Origin of the sequence: Desulfomicrobium baculatum DSM 4028 (assembly GCF_000023225.1) — a bacterium.
In the GTDB taxonomy this organism is placed as follows: domain Bacteria; phylum Desulfobacterota; class Desulfovibrionia; order Desulfovibrionales; family Desulfomicrobiaceae; genus Desulfomicrobium; species Desulfomicrobium baculatum.
On the sequence record NC_013173.1, the window covers coordinates 378,031 to 402,983 of the forward strand.

A 24,953-nucleotide genomic window follows, 5' to 3' on the forward strand; every position below is an offset into this window, starting at 1 on the left:
GGTTTTCTGCAGTGACGAAGCAGATCTCCGTTTCGGGGCAGCCTGATAACCCAAGCCTGCGAGGCAATCGCGAACTCTTATGGATATCGAAAAACGCATACAAGAACTTCGGGACCGTCTGAAATATATTCTGGACATCTTCGGGCCCGATGAAAATACCAATGTCATCATGCTGGAGGCCAAGCTCGGCGAGTACGTCGCCCGCGAGCCCGGCCTGCCCAAGCAGGAAGCCGTCCGGCAACTGGAAACCCTGGAAGAGCTGTTCCGTTTTCTGGAGAAGAAGCTCGAACGCGAACTGACCCCCATGAACAAGGTGCGCATCGTCCGGCATCCGCAGCGTATCTGTCTCAAGGATATTCTTGAGAACGTGTACGACAACTACACCGAGATCGGCGGCCAGGACGACTACAGCATCGACCCGAGCATGCTCATTGCGCGGGCGTACATCACCCGCAGACGGGGCAACAAGGTCCACAACCAGGCGGTTATGGTCATCGGCCAGGAAAAGGGCCACGGCCAGGAGTTCCGCAACGGCGGCTCGGTCAAGCCCTGGGGCAACGCCAAGGCCTTGCACTATATGAAGGTCGCGGAGACGGAAAACATCCCCATCCATACATATATCTTCACCCCCGGCTCCTACCCCATCGAGGATTATCCCGGAGCGGCCCAACAGATCGCCAAGAATCTCTATGAGATGGCCGGTCTCAAGGTGCCCATCGTGGCCGTCATCTCCGAAGGCGGCTCCGGCGGAGCCGAGGCCATCGGCCTCGCCGACACGCGCATCATGATGTCGCACGGCTACTACTCGGTCATTTCCCCTGAGGGCGCGGCCGCCATCGAAGGCCGCCTGCGCGGCGGGCAACGGGCCGAACCCAAACTCATCGAGCACTGCGCCAAGCAGCTCAAGATGACCGCTGACGACAACCGCGCCATGGGTTTCGTGGACTGGAAGATCAACGAACCCGAGCTTGGCGCCAGACCCGAGCATTACGATTTCTTCCGCAAGCTGCGCAAATCCGTGATTTCGTCCACCGACGAGATTGTATTGAACGTCCGGGGCATGCGTCTTTTCCGGTCGTTCGCATTGCGGCGACACAAGGGCGCGGACGTGTACGTGCGCTGGAGTCTCGACAGCCGGGCCAAGGAGCGCCTGCTCTGGACCCGCTACATGAAATTCCGCCGCATGGCCCAGGACGCCTACCTGGACAAGCGCCACTGGTTCAGCCGGGGCAGCGAGTGGACCAGCGAGTTCTTTTCCTCCCTGTACTCCTATTTCCGCTACGACCTCTTCGGCAAACAGCACAAGAAGGTCACGGAGCTGGCCGAGGACGTGCACGCGGAGATGCAGGTCGTGGTCGGCCGTTCGACGAGGTATTGGAAGAACGTCATGTCCAAGCTGTCGTTCGGCAAGGCCAAGAAGGACGTGGACAAGGCCGGGCTGACCTCCCTGTCCGCTTGGGACGACGGTGCGCAGAACAGCGGCAAGTGGCAGTACGTCAGCCCCCAGGCCAAGTCCGACCGGGCCGTGGTCTGCCCCAACACCGCCGTGCATGGCTGCCTGGACCAGTGGGCTCCGGATCTCTTCGGGGAATGGGCCGGGGTATGCAGCTTCTGCGGACACCATTTTTCCATGGAATATCAGTGGTATCTGCACAACATCTTTGATCCGGGTTCCATCTACGAGGTCTTTAGCGAGATCGAGTCCACCAACCCCCTCAAGTTCGACGGGTTCGACCTGAAACTCGACGAAGCCAAGCGCAAGACCGGCCACAAGTGCGGGTGCATGACCTTCGAAGCCCGCATCGAGGGCACGTCGGTCATGGTCGCCATGTTCATGGGCGCTTTTCGCGGCGGCAGCGTGGGCGCGGCCGAGGGCGAGAAGTTCATGCGTGCCATGGAGCGTGCGCGTAAAAAACAGCTGCCTTTCCTGTCCTATGTGCACGGCACCGCGGGCATCCGCATCCAGGAAGGCGTCAACGGCGTCATCCAGATGCCGCGTTGCACCATGGCCGTGCGCCGCTACACGGAAGCCGGCGGCCTGTACCTGGTGCTCTACGACACCAATTCCTACGCCGGTCCGGTGGCCAGTTTTCTGGGGTGCTCGCCGTACCAGTTCGCGGTGCGTTCGGCCAATATCGGTTTCGCCGGTCCCGGGGTCATCAAGGAGACCACGGGCATGGATATCCCGCCCAATTACCACAACGCCTATCAGGCGCTGTCTCGCGGGCATATCCAGGGCATCTGGGATCGCCGGGAAATCCGGGGCAACCTGGTCCAGTCCCTGCAGACCATGGGCGGCCGCAACCTTTATTACCGTTAGGAGTCACCAGTGATCGACGTTAAAGAATTGTTGCGGGAGCTGCGCGAGGAGCCTTACGAGAAAATCTCCATCCGGGCTCCCCATAGCGGAAAAGTGGAATTCGTGGCCAAAGAGCCGGGAGTGCGGGTCGTCGGCCCCAGCGGCACGTGGAAAGAGGTGCCCGGGACGCTGCTGGTCCGCATGGAACGCGAGAATGTGAAAAAACCCCTCTTTGCCCCGCAGAAGGGCGAGGTCATGTCTCTGGGCGAGGTTAAGGACGGCCAGTTCGTGCAGGCCGGTCAGGAGCTCATGACCATCCGGCATTATCTGACCCGCGAAGAGGTCATCGCCCGCATCCTGCGCCGCTCCCTGTCCCTGTTTTTGGCTCCGGAGAAGGGGAAGTATTATTTTTTTCCCGACGTGGACATCAAGGTGAAGACCAAGGGCAGCCAGAGCGTGCATATCGAGGACGGGATGGAGCTCTTTATCCTTTCGCGCATGAAGCGCGAGACCTCGATCCGTTACAGCGGTCCGGCCGGCATCATCTATGCCGTCTATTTCGAGACCAACGATTCCGTGGACCGGGACAGCCCGCTTATCGGCGTTTGTCCTGAAAATCAGCTTGGCCAGATTCAGGAAGTCGTCAGCCGCGTGCAGAGCGACTGGGAGGAGAGAGACTGATGGGCAAGGTCCTGCAAGTTCGAGTGTACGCCTACACCTACAACGAGGAAGATGTCCGCAAGACATGGCCACGGCTCTGGAGCCTGGCCTTCGAGGAGACCAAACCCGGATTTCCGTACGAGATGGCGGGGGTGCTCGAGCTTGTCAGGGCGCTTGATGACCTGTATCAGTTCGGAGTCATGCCTGAGGCCTTTCGCGCGGTTGTGGCCTCGGGACTTCCCAAGGTCGTGAAGGCGGTGGAGGACTTGCAGCGGCACCTTGCCGATTGGAATCCGCAGGCAGCCAACCAGGCCTCCGACCGGATCGAAGAGGGGCTTGGCGAGCTGGAAAGGCAGGTGGCCAATCCATGACCGAATCAACATACACGAGGAGACGACATGGCAGGTAGTCTGAACAAAGCAATCTTGATCGGCCGTTTGGGCCGTGATCCGGAGATGCGCTACACTCCGTCCGGGCAGCCGGTGGCCAATTTTTCCATCGCCACGGATGAGACATACACGGGCAAAGACGGCCAGAAGGTCGAGAAGACCGAATGGCACCGCATCGTTGTTTGGGGCAAGCAGGCGGAATTTTGCGGAAACTATCTCGCCAAGGGCCGACTGGTCTACATCGAGGGCAAGATCGAGACCCGCAAGTGGACCGACAAGGACGGCGTGGAAAAATACACCACCGAGATCAAGGCCGACCGCGTGCAGGGGCTTGATTCCCGTCCAAACGAAGGTGGCTACGCCGCAGCCCCGCAGTACCAGCAGCGGCCCCAGGCAGGACCCCAGAGCGGCAGCGCGAACGCAGGCTACGACGACGACATGGGCCCAGCCTTTCCCTCCGAGGCCAGCGGGATGGACGACGCGCCGTTCTGAGTTGGAACGGTTTTAACTGTGTTAATAATGAAGGCGAAGCCACTGAAATGGTTTCGCTTTTTTGTTATTGACACTTTTTTGTAGATGGGAGGCTCTTCTAGAGCTCTGAGTTAGAGCTTTTTAAAAAAAGTAACATACTAATATAAAACAGTTTTTCAATTTTGCACTTTCTGCACGAGAAATAGTATTATGACTGCTGTGTACCTAAAAATATGTCAACAAAGGTGATCCGATACATCATCTTTTACTTTACTGTGAAAGGACGGATTGGTTTGGCCCGATTCGTCCTTAATCGTTCATTTGGCCTAATCCGCCAGTGCAGGTCACATGTATAGCTGTTTCCTTGTGCGAAAATAATTCAGGCAATAAGTATTCTCAGAAATCCTCCGAGAGTTCAATATCATTCACGTTTCTTTTTCAAAGAAGATGTCATTGCAAAAAAGCGTCATCCGTTTCGCCCGGCTCGTAGAGAATGACGTTGGTGATAAGGGGGAGGGAAGGAATTGTTCCCGCACGCCACATCAATAATCCGATGCGGCGTGCGGTTCGTAAGAGCTGATTGAAATCAATGCGGCGCTGATGTTATTTGCGTATCTCGGATATCGTTTGTGCAATAGCCTCGCCCAGTTTTTCGACATTGAGCTGCTGGGCCGCGACCCACTGGGCCACGTCCGGCCCGGCCGAAACTTCGCGCAGGTCGATGCGACGGGTGCTGGACCCCTCTTTTCCGGCCTTGTTTATGATGTTCCAGCGGGCGCTCAGTATTGCCTCTCCGCCTGGTTCGCCGCCCATGAAAAGCACGTCGACCAGCACCTGATACGTCGGCGTGAAGTCCTGGTCCCAGGGGAACACGGACACTCTCTGGGTTCCAAGCGCTTGGGCCAGATGCTCGGCCAAGGCCCGGGCCAGGTCCCGGTCCACATCCCCGCTCCAGCGGTGGTACTCGGTCAGGTCGTAGCTCCCGTCCGCTCCGCCCGTGGCAATGCGCGTCTGCTTGAGGATGTCCGGGATGATCACCGGGCCAACGCTCACGGAGATGTCGCCGTCCGTCATGGAGGCCTCCGCGCCGTGAAGCGTCGGTGCGTAGAGGCTGTAGTAGACTGTCGGCGTCTTTGAACCGGCGCATCCCGCCAAAAGCGTCGCGCATGCCAAGGCGAGCAATGCCGTGAATCGGAACCGGCTATTTTTTCGTGTCATCTTTGTCATCTCCTTTTCCGAACAAGAAGGATTGCGGATGCCGATCGATGGCTCCGCTCAGTTCGCGCATGGCCCGCAAGGTCAGGGTCAATTCCTCAAGCGTCTTCTTGGCGTTGTAATTGAGCGCGGAATCCTGCCCAAGGGTTTTCTGCAGCTCTTCCAGGGTCTTTTGCAAGGCGATCAGGTTGGACTGCAAGAGGGGCGACGTCTCGCTGGTGAGGCTGCGGGCAAATCCTCCGGCCTCCTTGACCGCGACGGTGATTTCCCTGATCGCGCCGGTAGTCTCCTTGAGCAGCGAATCAAGATTGTTCCCGATTTTCTCCAGCGGCACCTTTTCCAGGTTGCGAGTGATCTTGGCGATGCTGTCCTGGATCTGGTCAAGAGAACCGGGGACACTGGGGATGACCGCAAAGCCGTTTTCATATCCCATCACGGCTTTGGGCTCCTGGGGATAAAATCCCAAATCGACGAGCATCTGTCCGGTCAACAGATTGCCGGATTTGAGCTGTGCCTTCATGTTGCGCTCTTCCACGAACCATTTGAGCACCGGCTCCCCTTTCATCGATTCAAGGTTGGGAACGGCAGTGAGAATGTTGGCGATTCGTTCCGGTTCGATGGACACGATCACCGGAACACGCATTTCCTTGCGAGTCGTGTCATAGATCAGATCGATCTTGGCCACCTCGCCGATCTTGATCCCGTAGACTTCCACTGGTGCTCCAATGCTGAGCCCCCGGACCGACTGGTCGAAATAGATCAGCCAGTTCTTGCGCACGGTATAGAGCTGTTCATGAATACTGTCGAAGTCCTGATACAGCGAGAAGACGTGATCCTCGTCGACATCGCCGCCTGGCTCCGCACCTTCCGGAACATCAAAGGCCAGAGCCCCGGAAACGATGGAGATCAGCGACTGGGTGTCGACTTTGAGTCCCTCGGCGGACAGGGAGACATCTACCCCGCTGGCGTTCCAGAACCGGGTGTTTTGGGTGACCTTGGCATGGTGCGGGGCCTCGATGAAGATCTGGACGTCGATGGCCTGCCCGTCCGGGGCAAAACCGAAGCTGACCACCTGTCCGACCTGAATCTGGCGGTAGTAGACCGGCATGCCGATGCTTAGAGAGCCGCGCTGCATGGAGCGCAGCCAGAAGTGGCGTCCCGGCAGACCCGTGGTCACGACCGGAGGAACCTCAAGACCGGTAAAATCCTTCGTTTGCGCTCCGCCGAGGGCGGGATCGACGCCGATGAAGGCACCCGAGAGCAGGGTGTCAAGGCCCGAGGCCGTGCCGCCCCGTATCTGCGCCCGCGTGATCCAGAAGCGGGTCTTGTCGTTCAAAAAGCGCTCGAAATCCTTGGACAGATCCGCTGTGACCACCACGTGCTGGAGATCGTCGCCAAGGCGGATCTCGGTGACCTGACCCACGATCACATCCTTGAACTTGATCTTGGTCTTCCCGGCCTCCAGGCCGTCGGCCGAGGGGAAGGAGATGCTGATCACCGGCCCCTTCTCGCTGTAGGCCTTGAAAACCAGCCACCCGCCGATGACCAGGGCCACGAGAGGGACGATCCATACCAGGGGGATGCCGCTTTTTTTTCTGATCTGTGCCGGGGCCGCATACTGCTCGGCCTGATTGATATCGGTCATGAATCCTCCTCGATGACATCCCAGATGATGCGCGGGTCGAAACTCTCTGCCGCGAGCATGGTCAGCACCACCACGCAGGCGAAATATACCGCGGCCGGTCCGGCCTCGATGCTGGCCACAGCGCCCAGCTTGACCAGGGCCACCAGGATGGTGACCACGTAAACATCGACCATGGACCAGCGTCCAGCCAGTTCCGTGATGCGGTACAGCACGGTGCGGTCCCTGGGTCGCCAGTGGGAGCGCAGCTGCACGCTCACCAGCAGGAAAATCAGAATGGCAAGCTTGGCTATGGGCACGAAAATGCTGGCAATGAAGATGACGGCCGCGATTTCCCACGATCCGCTGTGCATGAAATAGATGACCCCGCTCATGATGGTGTCGGCCTGTACGGAGCCGAGAGCCGAGGTGATGGTCATGGGCAGGACGTTGGCCGGAATGTACAAAATGGCCGCCGCCAGCAGCAGGGCCCAGGCCCGGGCGATGCTGCCGGGCTTGCGCGGGTGCAGGCTCGCGCCGCACCTCGGGCAACGGGCAGCGCCCGGGGCCGGCGGGTCTCCCTTAACAAGCAGATGGCAGTCGTGGCAGCTGACCAGACCAACGCTTTTCGCCGATGTCAGGCGGGCGGTCATCGGCGCGGGTCCAGCCGCTCCCACATGAGGGGCGGGTCGAGGGTGGTCATGGCGGCGGTCATGACAATGGTCAGAAGACCCAGCGCCACGACCGCGATTCCGGGGATGATGGTCGCCATCTTGGCGAGTTTGACCAGCGCCACCAGAATGCCGATGAGAAAAACCTCCATCATGGCCCACGAATCAAGATGGCGGATGACGCGGAAGATGAGTATGGAACCGGGCGCGCAAAGCTGCAATCGCAACGGAACGAGAATATACATGAGCCCCACCAGCTGGGCCAGCGGAATGGCCACACAGGTCAGCAGCACCAGACCGCCAAGACCGTAGAGGTGCTGCTTCCAGAGTTCGAGGATGCCGGTCAGCAGCGTGCTCTCCTGCACGAACCCGCCGCTCTTCATGGCCAGGAAGGGGTTGGTCAGGGCGATGGCAAAGAGCACCACCCCGCACAGGGCGAAGGCCAAGGGCCGGTCGATGCAGTTTCTTTTCCGCCGGTACAGTACGGCCCCGCAGCGCGGACACAGCGAGGTCGATCCGGGCGGACCCGAGACCTCGGTCAGGAGGTCGCAATTGTGGCAGGCCAGCACGCGTTTCGGTGCTTCACACAGCGCCTCGGCATGCGTCACGTTGCCGTGGTCTTCTGTTTCTCCCCGCAGAGGATTTCCGTTTTCAAGGGTCATTTGTCATCCTTGTTGCCAGCCATGCGTCAGTCGATGATTTCGGCGTCCCGGATGACCCCGTCCGGAAGGACATCCGGTTGCGGAGTGACCTGGATGTACTTGATGCTCGAAACAGGCATGACGATCAGGCTGCCTGCCGTCTCGACGACGATCTTGTCCTGCTCCAACGCCTTCTTGACCTTGGTGGCCAGGGTGGCGGTGTCCGTGACCTTCGGGTACCTGAAGGCGATTTTCGACCCGTCCGTGAAATGAACGTTCATAGTTGCCATTTGAGTCATGATGCTTTTCCTCCGGTGGAACGTTCACATCCCCGGCCTGACGGAATACGCCGGCAGGCCGGGGATGAAAAGTCAGGGTTTCTCGACGCTGAGGGTCGGCCTACCGGCCGGCGTTGTATCCGATCTGAGGCGGCTTCCTTACTCCACATCGGCTGCTGCGCATAGAGCTGTACTCCAGCCTCCACAAATTGCATACCATGCCGAACAGGCTAACGCCAATGTCCGCGCTGTGCCGCATCGTCCCCTTTTTCGACGACACTGGACCCATGAAACCCGGCGCACGTTTGACCCCGGGACGAAATATCGTCTCGGATTACGCACTGGAGTTCCGGGGAAACGTTTGCCACATTCGATCATGCGTCGACCTGTCATGGGTCATGGTGCCGGTGTATGGGGTTGAATGTGAGAATTTTTCACTTTGCCAATAGTCGAAGCCACCGTGTTGATTCAGCTCCGCTTTCAAACGTATTGAAGTGAGATGTCGCGGACGTCTCCACGGACATGGTGATCCGGCTCGGCCACTTGTCCTGTTTCATTCAGTTCGGTGGCAAGGGCGACGGTCAGTCTTCTGGCGCTTTTGCCTTGTCGGCAGCAGCGGCCGCGATACGGGCCTTCTCCTCTTCGTCCAGGAGCACGGCGGCAGCGGCGCCGCTGATGGCGGATCCGGCAGCGTTCTTTGGGCCGTCACTCATGGCCAGGATAGACTGGACTTCAGGCGGTAGATATACGGTCACGTTGCGGTGCGCGAACTCGATCCCGTTCTTGTGGAAAGCTTCCTGGATGCGACGATAGACTTCCTTGCGCGTCACGAACTGGCGTCCGGGAACGGTCTTGAACTTGACTCGCAAGATCATGGCCGAGTCTTCCATGCCACGCACGCCGTTGGACTTGATGTCGCTCAGCATCCCGCCTTTCAGTTCCTCGTTGGCCTGGATTTCCTTGTTCACGCGTTTGATGACCTTGCGTATTTTTTCGATATCGGCGTCATAGCGGATTCGGAAGTCGAGTTTGGTGATGATGTAGTCCCGGCTGAAGTTCTGCAGGATTTTGAGCCCACCGAAGGGCACCGTGTAGATCATGCCCCTGGGGTGTCGAAGTCTCATGGAACGCAACGAGATGCGCTCCACGGTTCCCTTGGCCGAACCGGTCTCAACGTAGTCTCCAACACGGAAGGCGTCGTCGATGAGAAAGAAGATTCCGGAGAGGATGTCTTTGACCAGGGTCTGGGCCCCGAAACCGATGGCCAGCCCAATCACTCCTGCACCGGCGATAAGGGGTGCGATGTCGACTCCCAGCGCGGAAAGGGCCATGAGCGTGCCCATGATCACCAGGACGGCCATGAGGAATTTGCGCAAGAGTACGAGTAGCGTCGCTTTGCGCGACCCCCCGGCGCCTCCGCCTTCGTCCATTTCCTCGAGATTGGCGCCCGACAGGGCCAACTCCTCCTGCAAGTGACGGTCGATCCTGATGCTGATGATTTCCCAGATGAGAAGGCAGGCCACGCCCACAAACAGTATGCCAAGCAGATCGCGCGCGAAAAGCCAGCCCATGGGGATGTTGACCCCCCATATCTTGAACATGAAAAAGACTGGGAAGACGATTAAAACCACCCGCAACATCTTGTGGACGACCGGATAGTATTCCTTGATGCCCTGCTTTTTCGGCAAGGGTTGAAATGCGGTCCGGGACAGCGCCGCGCCTGCATCGTCAGCGTCGCCGTTCAGGGAAAACGACACGCGTTCGTCCCGGGAGGCCATTTCGAGCAGTTTGCGGCCCCAGAGATCCAGGCCGATGCACACGGGGATCAGAAAAATTCCGAGGACCAGACGCACAAGGGATTCCTTGACCGTCAACGCTCGGATGCTCCAGAACACTCCTAAAAACAGGGCATACGCCAAGGCCGGATAGTGCCAATGACGGACCAGCAGCGACTGTAACGAATGGGTGGAGGCAATTGTCGGCATGGCTTCCACAACGCGCCGCCTGTTGAAGAGGATCATGGCGCAGAGGAGAAGGCTTATCGTGATTCCGGCCGAAGCGTGCAGGATCGTACCCAGGGCTGCCGCTCCTCCGACATGCTCCAGGATCATGCTGAATACGCCGAGAACGGCCGCCAGCCAGGTCATCGCCATCAGCCAGCGGTACAGGCTTGATGCAGCGGCATCGGTCAAGGGAACCGGGCGCACCTCAGGCGAATCGGGGGCGAGAAGGATCTTGGCAAAAATTTGCAGGATGAGAGCGTATGTGAGTCCGATGAAGAAAATACTTCCCATGATCCGCTCTGGACCGGATCCTGGAAACGCAACAAGCAGAAGAATGAAGAAAATCCCGAAATAAACTCCAAGGGAGAACACGTTGAGAATGATTCTCAAAATGAAGACGTTGATTACTCCAAACCCTTGCACAGGATTTGAGCACATTTTCAGTTTCATTTTCTTATCAAAAAAAAGTCTAAGAATCAGAAGAATGAAAAGCGAAAATATTGTAATTCCCATTAAAGTGAACGTGACGCTAAATAAATGCTCACGTCCTTGATTATTGCATAGGCGATTTTCGATTTCGCGCGAATTCGAAATTTCACGCAATGCTTCTGTTTTGAGGGACTCTATACTCGATATGAAACCAAGGCTTTTATTTTCCATGGAGGAAAGCAGCATCTGGAGAGCATTGTTTTGAGCGGGAATGCGCTTGAGGCCTTGGAGCGTTTGCTCCGTTACGGGCAAGGACGAGGATGGGTTGGGATTAACACCCGTGAGCGTGCCGGCACGTCCTGCCGCATGGCTTTCCTGCACCACTGCGGCCTCTTCCGCTCCGTAACCGCATGAAAGGGACAGCAGCAGAAGAAAGACCGGCAGGAACCATCTGAAGCATAGGGACGGCATGTCGACTCCATTATTGTTTGAGGTAACGGGACCTCTCCTGATCACGACGTCACGCCGGGTCTATCATACTTCCCCCGCTCCAGTGCTCACTGCGTGGGAACATACCCGTAAAAATCGGGCATCCAGAGAGGTTCGTGACCAGGACAAACCGCCAAGGGGGACCGCAGGGCGATCTTGTCTACACGGGAATTAATGACTTCGAACGCGGTCATGGGGAACGTGGCGAGCCGCTGTTCATACTGCGAACTGTTTTCCAGCAGGTGCACAAGTTTGTCGCGCATATCCTCGGCCGTGACCGTCTCCTGCGGAATGTATTCGAGAAGACCCTGCGCCGCGAAAATCTGCGCCCGCATGAGCTGCTCCCTGCGAGGGATGCTGCGGGGGATGATAAGCATGGGGCGCGCCGCGCAGATGAGTTCGCACATGGTGTTGTATCCGCCCATGGAGACCACGCAGTCGGACGCGAGCATGATCTTCTCGATTTTGCGGTGGAACTTGACGATGCGTATTTTGAGTCTGCGGGCCCGGGAAGCCAGCTCATCGTAAAGGTTCGCTTTCAGCATCGGGCCGGTGACGATCATGGATTTGAAACCGCAGTCCGGCCTAGCCTCCAGCATGGACAGATACGTATCGATGACCTTGAAACCGTCGCCTCCACCGCCCGCCGTGACGAGGACGAATTTTTCCCCGTTGCAGAGCCCGAGTTCACGGCGGATGCCCGGACGGTTTCTCAATCGTGGAATCTGCCTCGGGATGTATCCCGTGAAATGGGTTTTCGATTCGATGTTCTCCGGCATGGCGTATTGTCGGACGGCGTCGAAGATATGCTGGCTCCCATATACCCATATTTCGGAGTAAAGTTGCTCAAAGACTGCGTACATCTTGCGCTCCTTCCACTCCTGGATGGTGCTTTCCGGAGTGTCCATGATGTCGCGCAAACCCAGTACGACCTTGGTTTTCGGAGAGTTTTCACGCAACCAGATCAGCGTGGCCGTGATCTCAAGCTTGAGGCCGAGGGGCGCCTTGTCGACCAGAAACAGGTCCGGTCTGAATGTCTGGGCTGTAGCCAGGATGATGTTTTGACGGATGGCCAGGATCAGTTGCGGGGCTATCTCCATGGAATGCGGAACGTAGACCTCGTTGCTCTGCTTGATCATGCCCGGGATTCGCACGAAATCGATGCCCTTGGGGATGTCGAACCGCCCCACAATGGGCGAACCGGTCAGGATGAGAACCTGATGACCTTTGGCCAGCAGAGTCTGGGCCAACGTCATGGTTCGCCGGATGTGGCCCAAGCCATAGGTATCGTGTGAGTACATGAGTATTTTCATACGTATCTTGGATCAGGTATCATTAATAGCAACCGCTAGAAACAACAAACCGAGCAGCATGATACGGACAAATCAAATCCCACACCAAAAATGCGCACAAAGCGATGATGTCAAAATATACTGAAGTTATTATTTTTTTCTATCTAGTCCCCTCTTGGAATGACTAGTCCCAACAAAATGTGGGTGAAATATAAAATCCGGGTCGCAATATCGACCATTTCCTGTTCTTTTCACCGCTCAAAGTAACCTCATCCGAAACATTGACCACCAGATTGATCCGCTTGGTCTCCTGAAACGAACACATCGCCACGGAGCAAAATGCGGCATAAGCAAGAACATCCTGAAAGCCCGAGAAACGGCGGCATTTTTTTGGGCTTTGATTTTTTCAGCTCCGTGAGTGAAGAGAACAGGTATGTGATCGAGTGAAGGCGGGACAAGGACGTGATATATCCAGCAGATGCGCGTAGCGTCTTGTGCAATCAATACATTGGGAAGCAAAGGTGAGAGAAAATGGAGAAAGCAAAGGTTTATTTTACCGATTTCCGCACTGTGGCTTTCGGAGACGGGCTGCCCACCAAGCTCAAGAAGATGATCAGGAAGGCCGGGATCGGGGAGATCGACATGGATGGGAAGTTCGTGGCCATCAAGCTGCATTTCGGCGAGTTGGGCAACGTCAGCTATCTTCGTCCCAATTACGCGAGGGCCGTGGCAGACCTGGTCAAGGAGCTGGGCGGCAAGCCCTTCCTGACCGACTGCAACACCATGTATCCGGGCAAGCGCAAGAACGCCCTGGAGCACCTGGAGTGCGCCTGGGAAAACGGGTTCTCGCCGCTGTCGGTCGGGTGCCCCATCCTGATCGGGGATGGGCTGAAGGGGACCGATGATATCGCGGTGCCTGTCGTGGGCGGGGAATATGTGAAGGAAGCCAAGATCGGGCGGGCCGTCATGGATGCGGACGTGTTCATCAGTCTGACCCATTTCAAGGGGCACGAGATGACCGGTTTCGGCGGGACCATCAAGAATATCGGCATGGGCTGCGGCTCCCGTGCCGGCAAGACGGAGCAGCACAGCGGCGGCAAGGCCTCCATCGACGAGGCCAAATGCCGGGGCTGCATGGCCTGCCTGAAGGAATGCGCCAACGAGGGGCTCTTCTTCGATGAGGAAGCGGGGAAAATGCGCGTCAACGTCGACAATTGCGTCGGTTGTGGCCGTTGCCTCGGGGCCTGTAATTTCGACGCCATCGCGTTCAAAAACTTTGCGGCCAATGAGCTCCTGAACAAGCGCATGGCGGAATACACCAAAGCGGTTGTGGACGGTCGACCACACTTCCACATCTCGCTTATCGTCGATGTCTCTCCCAACTGCGACTGCCACGGGGAAAACGACGCGCCCATTCTGCCCGATCTGGGCATGTTCGCCTCCTTCGACCCGCTGGCCCTGGACCAAGCCTGCGTGGACGCCTGCATGAAGGCGAGTCCCCTTCCGGGTAGCCAGCTCTTCGAAAACCTGTCGAAGCCGGATTTCCTTGACCAGCACGACCACTTCAAGAACTCCACGCCCCAGTCGGAATGGCGTTCCTGCCTCGATCATGCGGAGAAAATCGGCTTGGGCACCCGGGACTATGAGCTGATTTTCGTCAAATAAGCCATGCGCATGAAGCGCAGGCACCTGTCGACAGCTGACCGCATAGCCGAAAAGATTTTTTTTCGGCTATGTTTTTTTTACCCCGCCCCGAAACACGGCGCGAAATGCTCGAAGGTGCGCATCCGATGCCTCGGCCTGTTGGCCACGGCATGTTCCGGGCCCGACACGTGCGGTCATTATTCCGGTTGGCGCGGGCTCTCTTGACAGTCCCCGGATGATGATGCCTAGTCCACTGCATGCTCGGAGCAGAGTGCTCCTGGATTGCCATGGGTTTGTAATGTGTGCTGCTGTGCTTGAGCTTCGCTTTAAAAAAATGATGGAACCACCATGAACGAGCTGAAAATTTTAATTGTCGATGACGAAACCAACATTCGCAAAACCCTTTCCTATTGCCTGGCGGCGGAGGGCCATACGGTCATAGCCGTGAGCAATCCAGCCGATGCCATGGAGGAGAGTCGTTTGCGTGTCTTTGACATGGCCTTCGTCGATCTCAAATTGGGCGAAGAAGACGGAATGGATCTCATCCCTGCCTTGCTCGCGGATTCTCCGTGGATCAAGGTTGTCGTCATCACGGCTCATGCCTCAATCGAAAGCGTTGTCGATGCCATGCGGCGAGGGGCCGCTGATTATCTGGCCAAGCCGTTCACGCCGAGCCAGGTCAAGTTTCTCACGGGCCGGATTGCCAAGGTTCGCGAATTGGAAACGCAGATCGTTGCCCTCAAGGAGAACATGCAGCGTCTTGGGCCGGAAGATAGGCTCCAGAGCAACAATGTCGGCATGCAGCGGGTCATGGAACTGGCCAGGAAGGCGGCGCCTTCGGAGGCGACCGTTTTGCTTCAGGGCGAAAGCGGGACCGGCAAAACCGTCTTTGCCAGAGCCATTCACAACTGGAGCGCCAGGGCCTTGAAACCGATGGCGGTTGTGCCGTGTCCGGCCATTCCGTCGGAGCTGCTTGAAAGTGAACTCTTCGGACATGCAAAGGGGGCTTTTACCGGAGCCGTTCGGGATAACCCCGGACGGATTGCCGCCTGTGAGAGAGGGACTCTCTTCCTGGATGAAATCGGAGATATGCCTCCAGCCGTTCAGGCCAAGTTGCTGCGCTTCATTCAGGACAAGGAATATGAGAGGCTGGGAGAATCGGTTTCCAGAAAGGCGGATGTGCGCATCATAGCGGCAACCAACGCCGAGTTGAAAGACCGGGTCGCGGATGGACGATTTCGGGAAGACCTTTTCTATAGACTGAACGTGATCAGCCTGACCGTTCCTCCGTTGCGAGAGCGTCCAGAGGACATCCTCGCTCTTTCGCTGGATTTTCTTTCCTACTTCAGTCGCGTCAATCGCAAAACGATCCTCGGATTCACGGACGAGGCCACGCACGCGCTCACGCAATATGTCTGGCCCGGAAACGTTCGCGAATTGCGCAATGCCATCGAACGCGCCGTAATACTGGGCAGCGGCGACAAGCTCGATAAAAATGATCTGCCCGAAAGCATCATCCCCGCCACCAGCACGCTGAAAATCGGTGACGCGGTATCACTCGCCACGATCGAGGAGCTGCATATTCGTAGAGTCCTGGCCACGTCATCGTCGCTACAGGTCGCTGCCGATATCCTGGGTATCGACCAGGCAACGCTGTGGCGCCGAAGAAAGACCTACGGAATCTGATTAGAGTTCCATCGCGCCTCTTGCATTTTGCAAGGCGGCAGTTCCGCCCTCCTTTCAGTTTTCAAGCCTCGCATGTGTCGCTCCTTTGTAATATCCTGAAATATATATACATATAAATGGTCCAGCACTTGCTGTCCTGCTTGTGTGTGCACACCGCGTGGAGAGGTTCGCGATTATGACTTTGAAAAAGAAAATCCTGATCGGCTATGGGCTGTCGTTTGCTTTCATGGGCCTTGTCGTGGCTTTGGCCGTGATCAATCTGGTTGCCCTGGGCAAGGCGACAGATGCCATTCTCAGCGAGAACTACAGAAGCATTCTCGCAGCGGAAAACATGGTCGATGCGCTTGAGCGTCAGGATAGCGGCACTCTTCTTGTTCTCATGGGAGAAGTGGAAGAGGGCACGGCTCTTTTCCAAAAAAACGAAGCGATTTTTCTCGAATGGCTGGGCCGCGCCAAAGACAACATCACCATCAGCGGGGAAGCTGACCTGCTGTCTGCCATAGAGGTGGACTATGCATCCTATCAGCAGGTCGCCGCAAGTCTGGCCGCGCTGCAGGCAGATTCCGGCGGGTTGACCTACAGACGGATGATATTCCCGATGTTCATGCAGGTACGCGAGGCCTGCATCAGCCTGCGCAATATCAATGAAGAGACGATGTATGCGGCCAGTGTGGATGCGAAGAAAGTTGCCCATAACGCCATCGGGTCCACTGTGCTGGTTGCATCCTTGGCATTGGTGGTCGCCTTGATTTTCAGCATGATCCTGGCGGAACGGATAGTTCACCCGATCCGTCGCTTCATGGAGGCTTCGCGCCACATTTCCGCAGGCGACTATGATGTTCAGGTCCCAGTGGGAGGGTCCGACGAGTTGAGCCGTCTTGCAAGCGAGTTCAACCAGATGGCCACTCAGGTCGGTCGATACAACGCCATGAACATCGAAAAGGTCATTGCCGAAAAGAACAAGAGCGAAGCGGTGCTTGAAAGCATCGAGGACGGCCTGGTGATCTTCGATCTCGAACTCAAGGTCGCAGGCATCAATCCAGCGGCATGGAGGATTTTCGATCTGCCGCCGGTTGAAGATCCCGGTTTGCGTTGCGGCGACATAATTCCCGACTCCAGACTGTGCGACTTGATTCGAGACACCGTCGAGACGGGCTGGCCTCCGACCATGCCGGACGAACAGCGCGTTATCAGTTTTCAGCACGCTGAGGGCGCGGCACACTACCTGTTCTCGATCACGGTCATACGCGGGATTGAGCGCGACCTGTCAGGTGTTGTGTTGCTCCTGAAGGATATTACCCGCTTGAAGCAGGTCGAGCAGCTCAAGAGCGACTTCGTCATGGCGGCATCTCACGAATTGCGCACTCCGCTGACGAGTCTGGGGATGAGTGTGGACCTGCTGCTCGAACATGCCTCCCACAATCTTGCCGAGAAGGATCGCGAGCTGTTGCTGGCAGCGCACGAGGAAGTGCATCGGATGAAGTCCCTGGTCAGTGATCTGCTTGATCTTTCCAAAATCGAAGCCGGCAGGATCGAGATGGAATTCGAGGACGTCCCGGTGGCAACCTTTTTTGAACACATGCAGTCAGTTTTCAAAAGCCAGATGGAATTGAAGGAGGTCGCGTTTGTATCGGGAATCCAGGGGGATTTGCCGCTTGTCCGAGCGGACGCCAACAAGATCGCCTGGGTACTCAGCAATCTGGTTTCCAATGCGTTGCGCTACGTGAACAGGGGCGGTTGCGTGGCGCTTATGGCGCAGCAGTTCGGGGCGCATGTCCATTTGTCGGTCAAGGATGATGGTTTGGGCATCCCGGAGGAATATCAGGCCAGGATTTTTCATAAATTCGTGCAGGTAAAAGGGCAGGAAGCAGGCGGTTCGGGTCTGGGCCTTGCGATTTGCAAGGAAATCGTCCGCGCCCACGGCGGAACGATTTGGGTCGAATCAGTTCCCGGTCGGGGGAGCACCTTCACGTTCACACTGCCTGTGGTAGGCGCGGGGAATTTAATGACATGACAGTTCAAATACGAAACGACGCAGGGTCGAGCACTGCACAAAAGGGTCGATGTCTGCTTTTGGATCCAAGTGGCGGGGCGGGGCGGAAATGTCAGAACGAGGAACGTGTGCTGACTCCCGCCCGCTGTCTGGAACGAGTGGGCGAGGGTGATGTGCGCGCCGTCGCGATAGTGTTCGGCAGCGGTTCCGATACGCGACGAGCGATCTTGCTGGAGTTCGTCTCCATCTTGAAAAATAACGCCAAGACCGGCGATTTGACTGTTGTGGCCGTGGTACCCGCGCGTCATCGCCTTCTGCTTGAGGCACTCAAGCGTGAAGGAGCTGATTTTGTTTTTATTTTTTCTGAGAGCACAGCTAATTCATTTTGTGTTGACGATATGCTGGGCGGGTTGACGGCCAAAAATCGTCCGGAACATATTCTGAAAGAAATTTGTCCGCATCTCAATTACAGCGCGATTGATTCCCGTCGTGAAATTTCACTTTGCGGCGCGTACAGAAACAGAATGGTGCTGGGAGGATCACGGTTGCATAATATATGTGAAACAAATGAGCATATCGGATGCGAATACTATCTCAATCCGAGGCCAAGTGCATGACGTTTCAGTCCAAGGTTCTAAAAATGCACCCTGCAACCCTCGTGCTTGCCAGTTTTCTATTGGTCATTTCTGCCGGGACAATACTGCTCATGCTTCCTGTGTCCACGCATGACGGGCACATACCCTTCATCGATGCACTCTTTACCGCTACATCCGCAGTTTGCGTGACAGGACTTGTTGTTGTGGACACGGGAAGTTATTACACATTGTTCGGGCAGTGTGTGATTCTTGCTCTCATTCAGATAGGCGGACTTGGTTTAATGACAATCTCTGTTGCCCTTTTTCAATGGCTTGGGCGCAGTGTTTCTTTTCGGCATCGAATGGCCATGCAAGATCTCTTTGCGCATACTCCGCGCGAAGACATTTTTGTTCTCGTCAAGAGTATAATTTTGTTTACACTTGCAGCTGAATCAGTAGGCGCGATTTTTTTAACTTTGCATTGGATGAATGAATATTCAATAAAAGAAGCATTATATATGGGGTTATTTCATTCTGTTTCAGCATTTTGCAATGCTGGTTTCGCATTGTTTTCTGACAGCATGGTTCGGTACAGTGATAGTATAATTTTGAATTCCACGATATGTTTCCTCATTGTGTTGGGAGGGATCGGATTTCCAGTGCTTTATGATATTCAAATTTGGAGTGCCGGACGCAAGGGAGCCAGAGGCCGCTTGTCGATACAGAGCAAAACAGTGCTGCTGACCACGGTAGTGCTGATATTGTTTGGTGCAATCATGTTCGCATTTCTCGAACAGAGTGGTGAAAATTTGCAAACCTCGCTTGTACACAGAATTCTATCTCCGTTATTTCAGTCGATCACGTGCAGGACGGCGGGGTTTAACACTGTGGATATAGGATCTCTCAAGGATGCCACGTTGACCATGATGATTTTTTTGATGTTCTTTGGTGCATCCCCTGGGTCGTGTGGAGGAGGAGTCAAAACCACGACTCTTGCACTATTGCTCGCTTTCACCATTGGTCGGATTAAAAAAAGACGGCGAGTGAACATGTTCAAAAAAAGTATCCCCAATGAAACTGTTACTCGCAGTGTCTCGCTTGTGCTTGTTTCTCTCGTAGTGATTGGCGTCGCGCTTTTTTTGCTCCTCATTGGTGATGCAGTGGGCGGGCATGAAACAGGTGGGTCGAATGGAGCGTTTTTGTCCTATTTGTTCGAAACTGTTTCCGCTTTCGGCACGGTGGGGCTATCCATGGGTATCACTGCGGACCTTACCACTTGGGGAAAAATTATCATTATACTCATGATGGTGGTTGGCCGCGTTGGAGTTCTGACGTTTTCGTACATAATTGTAGGGTCCGTGGCGACGAAAGGTTTTGAATATTCTGAAGAAAATCTCATGATCGGATAGATTTGCGGGGTGATTATATGAAGCGTTTCGCGGTAATAGGCTTGGGCAATTTTGGTTTTCATGCAGCCAAAGCCCTCTTTGAAGAGGGTAACGAAGTGCTCGCCATGGATACAGACAGGGTAAGGGTTCAAGCCATTGATCCGTATTCTACCGAAGCAATGGTGATCGATGCTACCGACAAGGAGGTTTTGAAATCATTATGCTTGGAAGAGATGGATGCAGTGATTGTTTCAACAGGAACGAAAATAAGCAACAGCATTCTCATTTGCCTTCATTTGCTGGAGTCTGGAGTGAAGAAAATATTGGCCAAGGCTCTTGATGATGACCATGCCAAGATTCTCAAACGAATGGGAGCCACCGAAATCATTCATCCGGAAAGGGATATGGCGATCAGGGTCTCCCGTAACCTTTCAAGACCGAATGTTCTGGATTTCATTCCGCTGGCTGAAGAGTTCGACATGATTCAAGTGGGCGCCCCCAGAGATTTCGTTGGGAAATCCTTGATCGATCTGAACTTACGGGCGCGGTATAATGTTCACGTCATTGCGATAAAAGAAGTGGTTCCGGAAAATTTCATCCTCGTCCCCCCGGCGGATTACGTTCTCAAAGATAGCGATATCCTGGTCATGCTTGGCAGATCTGCGGATATAAGGAAGATCAAGGAGCTAAAATGAGACTCGTCATGCCTTGCAATACGCCACCATTTTAGAAATAACTGGAAGCGCAGGGGCCGTATCTTGCCGGACGGCAATGGGCCGCTGTGCGCGAAGACAATCCCGCCGAGGGCGAGATCTGGACATTCTTTCCAACAACCATGCAGGCAGCCGGGAAAAGGTTTCCAGCGGGTTATTTGGCCAGCAACGGCAGCAAAAATCTGGCCTTTTCGGATACGCTCGATGCTGATAATCTGTTTGGCCGGGAGACGGTCAACACACGCGGCCGTTGGTCAGGTCAGGTTTTTTGAATCAAGGCATCGAGCAGGACGCCCCGGCGGTGATCAGCAATCTTCTCTACAGTATCGACGCCAGGCGGGCCAAACACGAAATCGAAAGCCGGAGGGCAGATGAGCAGCGATACATTGGCGGACATCGGAATGGTCGGACTGGCGGTCATGGGCGAAAATCTTGTGCTCAACATGGAGGGCAAGGGCTTCACCGTGGCCTGCTTCAATAGGACCGTGGCCAAGGTTGATGCGTTCATCGAGGGACGCGGCGCGAATAAAAACATCATCGGCTGCCATAGCCTGGAGGAGCTGGTCGGGACGCTCTCCAGACCGCGCAAGGTCATGTGCATGATCAAGGCCGGTGAGGCGGTGGACGCGCTGATGGCATCCCTTATGCCCCTGCTTGAACCCGGCGACATCATCATCGACGGGGGAAATTCGCATTATCTGGATACCAGCCGCCGCGTCCGGGAAGCGCGGGCCCACCAAATACTGTTCGTCGGGACCGGCATTTCAGGTGGAGAGGAAGGCGCCTTGATCGGCCCTTCGATCATGCCCGGAGGGGCCATCGAAGCCTGGGACAGCATCCGGCCCATTTTTCAGAGTATCTGCGCGGTGACCCCGGACGGGGCGCCCTGCTGCGAATGGGTCGGCCCGGACGGGGCCGGGCACTTCGTCAAGATGGTGCACAACGGCATCGAATACGCCGACATGCAGCTCATCTGCGAAGTCTATCAGATGATGAAGGAGGGATTAAAGCTCTCGAACGAGGAGATGCACGGGATCTTCTCCCGCTGGAATAAAGGCCGGCTTGATTCATATCTTATTGAAATCACTTCTGAAATTCTCGGATTTCGCGACGAGGACGGTTCGTACGTGCTCGACTTGATTCTTGACTCCGCGCAGCAGAAGGGGACGGGAAAATGGACTGTGAACGCCGCCCTGGAGGCAGGTCAGCCCCTGACCCTGATCGGCGAGGCGGTTTTTGCGCGCAGTCTGTCCGCGCTCAAGGATGAGCGCGTCCTGGCATCGCGGGTTCTGGAGGGGCCGGTTCAGCCCGCAGGCGAAGCTGGCGGCATGGTCGATGATCTTCAGGAGGCGCTCTATGCCTCGAAAATCGTTTCCTACGCGCAGGGTTTCCAGATCCTTAGCGCCGTGAGCCATGAAGAGGGCTGGGACCTGGATCATGGTGGCATCGCCAGGATGTGGAGAAACGGGTGCATCATCCGCTCCGTGTTTCTCGGCGACATCGAGAAGGCTTTCATCCGCGATCCAAAGCTTGCCAGCCTTCTGCTGGACCAGTTCTTCAAGGATGCGGTTCATCATGCCCAGGCGGGCTGGCGGCGGGTCGTCGCGGCGGGTGCGCTGCGGGGCATTCCCATGCCGACGCTTTCCGCAGGCCTGGCCTATTTCGACGGCTATCGCTCGGCCAGGCTGCCTGCCAATCTGCTGCAGGCGCAGCGGGATTATTTCGGCGCGCATACCTACGAGAGAATCGACCGGCCCCGAGGCCGGCATTTTCATACCAACTGGACTGGCCACGGAGGCTCCACGTCTTCCACCGCCTACGAGGTTTAGGCAAGGAACCGACACGTTTCACATTTCATTACACGCGTTGCGCCACAGGCGCCTGCCGGAAAAAATTTCATCGCAAGGAGCTTCAACGTGTCCGAAAAATCAGGTCATTCCACCACGATCGAGCCGTGGGATGTGCACAACAAGACCCTCGTGTCCCATGTCCGCCCGTCGCAGTGGCCCAACCCCAGGCCGCAGCCCCGCTACAACCTGGTGGTCATCGGCGCGGGTACGGCCGGGCTTGTCTGCGCGGCCGGGGCTGCCGGGCTGGGGGCCAAGGTGGCCCTCATCGAACGGGATTTTCTCGGGGGCGACTGCCTGAACTTCGGGTGCGTCCCCTCCAAGGCGCTGCTGCGGGCAGGACGCGCCGCGGCGGCGGTGCGTGATGCCGGGGAGTTCGGCGTGCACGTGCCGGACGGGACCCGCGTCGACTTCGGGCAGGTCATGGAGCGCATGCGCAGGCTGCGGGCCTCCATCGCGCCCAACGATTCTGCGCAGCGCTTCCGGGACCTCGGGGTGGACGTGTTTTTGGGCGCGGGCCGTTTTGTGGATGCGCATACCGTGGAGGTCGGCGGTGAACGCCTGAATTTCGTCAAGGCGGTCATCGCGACCGGCGCGCGCGCCGCCGCGCCGCCCATGGAGGGGCTAGAGCAGGTCCGCTATCTGACCAACGAGACGGTCTTCTCCCTGACCGAACTGCCCCGGCGCCTGGCCGTCGTCGGGACGGGGCCCATCGGTTGCGAGATGGCCCAGGCTTTCGCCCGTTTCGGGTCCGAGGTGCTGCTGATCGAGTCCTCGCGTGGCCTCTTGCCCAAGGAGGACCGGGACGCCGCGGAGTTCGTCCGGCAGGCGCTGCTCAAGGATGGCGTGAAATTCCTGTGCTGCGGCAAGGAGGTCAAGGTCTCGGCTGCCGAAGGTGGCAGGATACGCCTTGTCGCAGGGTCCAAGGCCGGAAGCTACGACGAGGTCGTCGACGAACTGCTCATCGCCGTCGGCCGCAAGCCCAACGTCGAGGGGCTGGGGCTGGAGGAGGCCGGGGTGACGTACTCGGCCAAAGGGGTGCAGGTCGACGACAACCTGCGCACCACAAATCCCGATGTTTTTGCCGCCGGGGACATCTGTTCCCCTTTCCAGTTCACGCACGCGGCGGACTTCATGGCCCGCACGGTCCTGCGCAACGCCCTGTTCAAGGGGCGGGCCAAGGCCAGCGCCCTGACCATCCCCTGGTGCACCTACACGGAGCCGGAGATCGCCCACGTCGGCCTCACCGAGAAGGACGCGGTGGAGAAGGGGATCGCCGTGGACACCTTCACCCGTGAATTGCGCGAGGTCGACCGGGCCATCCTCGAAGGCCACACCGACGGCTTGGTGCGCGTGCATGTGCGCAAGGGCACCGACACGATCGTGGGCGCGACGGTCGTCGCGGGCAACGCCGGCGACATGATTTCGGAAATCTCCCTGGCCATGACCAGCGGCCTCGGCCTCGGCAAGATCGCAAGCACCATCCACCCCTATCCGACCCAGGGCGAGGCCATCCGGCAGGTCGCCGACGCCTACAACAGGAGCCGGCTGACCCCGCTGGTGAAGACCTTGTTTAAATACTGGCTTTCCTGGCAGCGCCGGGGGAAGTGAAGCCAAGGCAAGGGGCATGCCCTGTCCGAATTTTTCATTTTTTAAAATCCGGTAACAGTAATCTTTTACGCCTCTGTTCAGAAATTCCGTGGCATTTTGAGGAAAATATGGCTTTATGAAGCATGCATTGGCCCGCACGGACGTGCGGGTCCGTGCGGGCGCTGCAGGTTCGGAAAGCATGAAAAGGGGGGCGGGATCAATGAAACGAACGCAGATGGAGAGCGGTGGAAAATCGTCCGAAAACGTTCCGGTGCCGCGATGAAGTGGAGCCTGATCGGCGTGTTGCCGCTCATGGTTCTTTTTTTCGGGTGCGCCGCGCACGGGGAGCCGCTCAGGCTGGGCACGCTCGAATGGCCTCCTTTTGTTGGCCTGGAGCTTCCAGACCAGGGAACGGTCAGCGCCCGTGTGCGCAGCATCTGCGCCGCCGCAGGAATGGACCTTGACGTGTCCTTTCTGCCCTGGAAGCGGGTGCTCATGGAGGCACGCACCGGGATCGTCCAGGGCTACTTTCCCGAATATCGATCGGCGGAGAGGGAAAAGGAATTTTACTTCTCGCAGGCGGTCGGATGCAGTGTGGTGGGGTTGGTGCATCGGCGTGATATGACGCTGGACTGGACCCGTCTTGAGGATCTGGCCTCCTACCGGATCGGCGTCGTGGACGGGTACGTGAATACCGAGGAATTCGACCGCCTGGTGGATATGGGCGTCCTGTATCCCGTCAAGTGCAACTCCGATGAACTGGCCTTGCGTATGATCGAAGCAGGGCGGATCGACGCGGCCGTCATGGACCGGGCCGTGTTCAGGCATCTTTCAGGCAGGGCGGCATCGTCGCAAACGTCATCCGGGCTGGTCTTCGGCGCAAACATCCTCGCCGTGCATTCGCTGCATGTCTGTTTTCCCCGGACTCCCGCCGGAAAGGCGCTGGTGGAACGCTTCAATCGCGCAATCGTGTCCGGTGGTCTTGCGCTGCTATGCGCCTCCGAGTTTGAGGCGGCTCCCTGAATTCCTGCCGCGCATCCTGCCCTGTACATGGTTTTT

The 24,953-nt window shown here is 57.0% G+C and carries 21 protein-coding genes; 14 read left to right on the plus strand and 7 right to left on the minus strand.

Going from position 1 to position 24,953, the window contains the following annotated elements; genetic code table 11:
- Window positions 1-79 precede the first annotated feature (79 nt).
- The 4 genes from DBAC_RS01685 to DBAC_RS01700 are packed head-to-tail and all read left to right on the plus strand — an operon-like array spanning window position 80 to window position 3,840.
- Complete coding sequence (locus DBAC_RS01685; RefSeq protein WP_012805534.1) at window positions 80-2,320, plus strand: carboxyl transferase domain-containing protein; 2,241 nt, start codon at window positions 80-82, stop codon at window positions 2,318-2,320.
- A gap of 9 nt (window positions 2,321-2,329) precedes the next feature.
- The gene (locus DBAC_RS01690; protein ID WP_012805535.1) at window positions 2,330-2,980 is read left to right on the plus strand and encodes a biotin/lipoyl attachment domain-containing protein; all 651 of its coding nucleotides are present in this window, start codon (window positions 2,330-2,332) and stop codon (window positions 2,978-2,980) included.
- Window positions 2,980-3,330, plus strand: a complete 351-nt coding sequence (locus DBAC_RS01695; protein WP_012805536.1) for a hypothetical protein — start codon at window positions 2,980-2,982, stop codon at window positions 3,328-3,330. Before DBAC_RS01690 ends, DBAC_RS01695 begins: the two co-directional genes overlap by 1 nt.
- Window positions 3,331-3,357: 27 nt before the next feature.
- Window positions 3,358-3,840 (plus strand): single-stranded DNA-binding protein, encoded by a 483-nt coding sequence (locus DBAC_RS01700; RefSeq protein WP_012805537.1) that lies wholly within the window; start codon window positions 3,358-3,360, stop codon window positions 3,838-3,840.
- Window positions 3,841-4,422: 582 nt separating this feature from the next.
- Here DBAC_RS01700 and DBAC_RS01705 read toward each other — a convergent pair.
- The 7 genes from DBAC_RS01705 to DBAC_RS01735 form a co-directional block, all read right to left on the minus strand.
- Window positions 4,423-5,037, minus strand: a complete 615-nt coding sequence (locus DBAC_RS01705) for a PqiC family protein (protein ID WP_012805539.1) — start codon at window positions 5,035-5,037, stop codon at window positions 4,423-4,425.
- Window positions 5,021-6,679, minus strand: a complete 1,659-nt coding sequence (locus DBAC_RS01710) for a PqiB family protein (RefSeq protein ID WP_012805540.1) — start codon at window positions 6,677-6,679, stop codon at window positions 5,021-5,023. The genes DBAC_RS01705 and DBAC_RS01710 overlap by 17 nt, the downstream gene beginning before the upstream one ends.
- Complete coding sequence (locus DBAC_RS01715) at window positions 6,676-7,308, minus strand: paraquat-inducible protein A (protein WP_012805541.1); 633 nt, start codon at window positions 7,306-7,308, stop codon at window positions 6,676-6,678. The genes DBAC_RS01710 and DBAC_RS01715 overlap by 4 nt, the downstream gene beginning before the upstream one ends.
- Entirely contained in the window at window positions 7,305-7,988 is a 684-nt protein-coding gene (locus tag DBAC_RS01720) for a paraquat-inducible protein A (RefSeq protein ID WP_012805542.1), read from the minus strand. The genes DBAC_RS01715 and DBAC_RS01720 overlap by 4 nt, the downstream gene beginning before the upstream one ends.
- A gap of 26 nt (window positions 7,989-8,014) precedes the next feature.
- Window positions 8,015-8,266, minus strand: coding sequence for a hypothetical protein (locus DBAC_RS01725; RefSeq protein WP_012805543.1), 252 nt, complete (start codon window positions 8,264-8,266; stop codon window positions 8,015-8,017).
- Between the two features lie 560 nt (window positions 8,267-8,826).
- Window positions 8,827-10,539 (minus strand): mechanosensitive ion channel family protein, encoded by a 1,713-nt coding sequence (locus DBAC_RS01730; protein ID WP_167320907.1) that lies wholly within the window; start codon window positions 10,537-10,539, stop codon window positions 8,827-8,829.
- Window positions 10,540-11,234: 695 nt separating this feature from the next.
- Window positions 11,235-12,467, minus strand: coding sequence for a glycosyltransferase family protein (locus tag DBAC_RS01735; RefSeq protein ID WP_228644922.1), 1,233 nt, complete (start codon window positions 12,465-12,467; stop codon window positions 11,235-11,237).
- Between the two features lie 522 nt (window positions 12,468-12,989).
- Between DBAC_RS01735 and DBAC_RS01740 the strand changes: the two genes are divergently transcribed.
- The 10 genes from DBAC_RS01740 to DBAC_RS01780 all read left to right on the plus strand — a co-directional run bounded on the left by DBAC_RS01740 (window position 12,990) and on the right by DBAC_RS01780 (window position 24,917).
- Entirely contained in the window at window positions 12,990-14,123 is a 1,134-nt protein-coding gene (locus DBAC_RS01740) for a DUF362 domain-containing protein (RefSeq protein ID WP_012805546.1), read from the plus strand.
- A 327-nt stretch (window positions 14,124-14,450) separates the two neighbouring features.
- The gene (locus tag DBAC_RS01745; RefSeq protein ID WP_012805547.1) at window positions 14,451-15,788 is read left to right on the plus strand and encodes a sigma-54-dependent transcriptional regulator; all 1,338 of its coding nucleotides are present in this window, start codon (window positions 14,451-14,453) and stop codon (window positions 15,786-15,788) included.
- Between the two features lie 175 nt (window positions 15,789-15,963).
- The gene (locus DBAC_RS01750) at window positions 15,964-17,802 is read left to right on the plus strand and encodes a sensor histidine kinase (RefSeq protein WP_012805548.1); all 1,839 of its coding nucleotides are present in this window, start codon (window positions 15,964-15,966) and stop codon (window positions 17,800-17,802) included.
- Window positions 17,803-17,909: 107 nt separating this feature from the next.
- Window positions 17,910-18,398, plus strand: a complete 489-nt coding sequence (locus DBAC_RS18665; RefSeq protein WP_012805549.1) for a hypothetical protein — start codon at window positions 17,910-17,912, stop codon at window positions 18,396-18,398.
- On the plus strand, window positions 18,395-19,765 hold the full coding sequence (locus DBAC_RS01755) for a TrkH family potassium uptake protein (RefSeq protein WP_012805550.1): 1,371 nt from the start codon (window positions 18,395-18,397) through the stop codon (window positions 19,763-19,765). The genes DBAC_RS18665 and DBAC_RS01755 overlap by 4 nt, the downstream gene beginning before the upstream one ends.
- 17 nt (window positions 19,766-19,782) lie before the next feature.
- Window positions 19,783-20,439 carry a potassium channel family protein gene (locus DBAC_RS01760; RefSeq protein WP_012805551.1) on the plus strand — a complete coding sequence of 219 codons (657 nt, stop codon included), beginning with the start codon at window positions 19,783-19,785 and terminating at the stop codon, window positions 20,437-20,439.
- Between the two features lie 86 nt (window positions 20,440-20,525).
- Window positions 20,526-20,729 carry a hypothetical protein gene (locus DBAC_RS01765; RefSeq protein ID WP_043810225.1) on the plus strand — a complete coding sequence of 68 codons (204 nt, stop codon included), beginning with the start codon at window positions 20,526-20,528 and terminating at the stop codon, window positions 20,727-20,729.
- Between the two features lie 99 nt (window positions 20,730-20,828).
- Window positions 20,829-22,286, plus strand: coding sequence for a decarboxylating NADP(+)-dependent phosphogluconate dehydrogenase (gene gnd / locus DBAC_RS01770; protein ID WP_012805552.1), 1,458 nt, complete (start codon window positions 20,829-20,831; stop codon window positions 22,284-22,286).
- 87 nt (window positions 22,287-22,373) lie between these two features.
- Window positions 22,374-23,915, plus strand: a complete 1,542-nt coding sequence (locus tag DBAC_RS01775; RefSeq protein WP_012805553.1) for a mercuric reductase — start codon at window positions 22,374-22,376, stop codon at window positions 23,913-23,915.
- A gap of 258 nt (window positions 23,916-24,173) precedes the next feature.
- Entirely contained in the window at window positions 24,174-24,917 is a 744-nt protein-coding gene (locus DBAC_RS01780; protein ID WP_012805554.1) for a substrate-binding periplasmic protein, read from the plus strand.
- The last annotated feature ends 36 nt before the right edge of the window (window positions 24,918-24,953 follow it).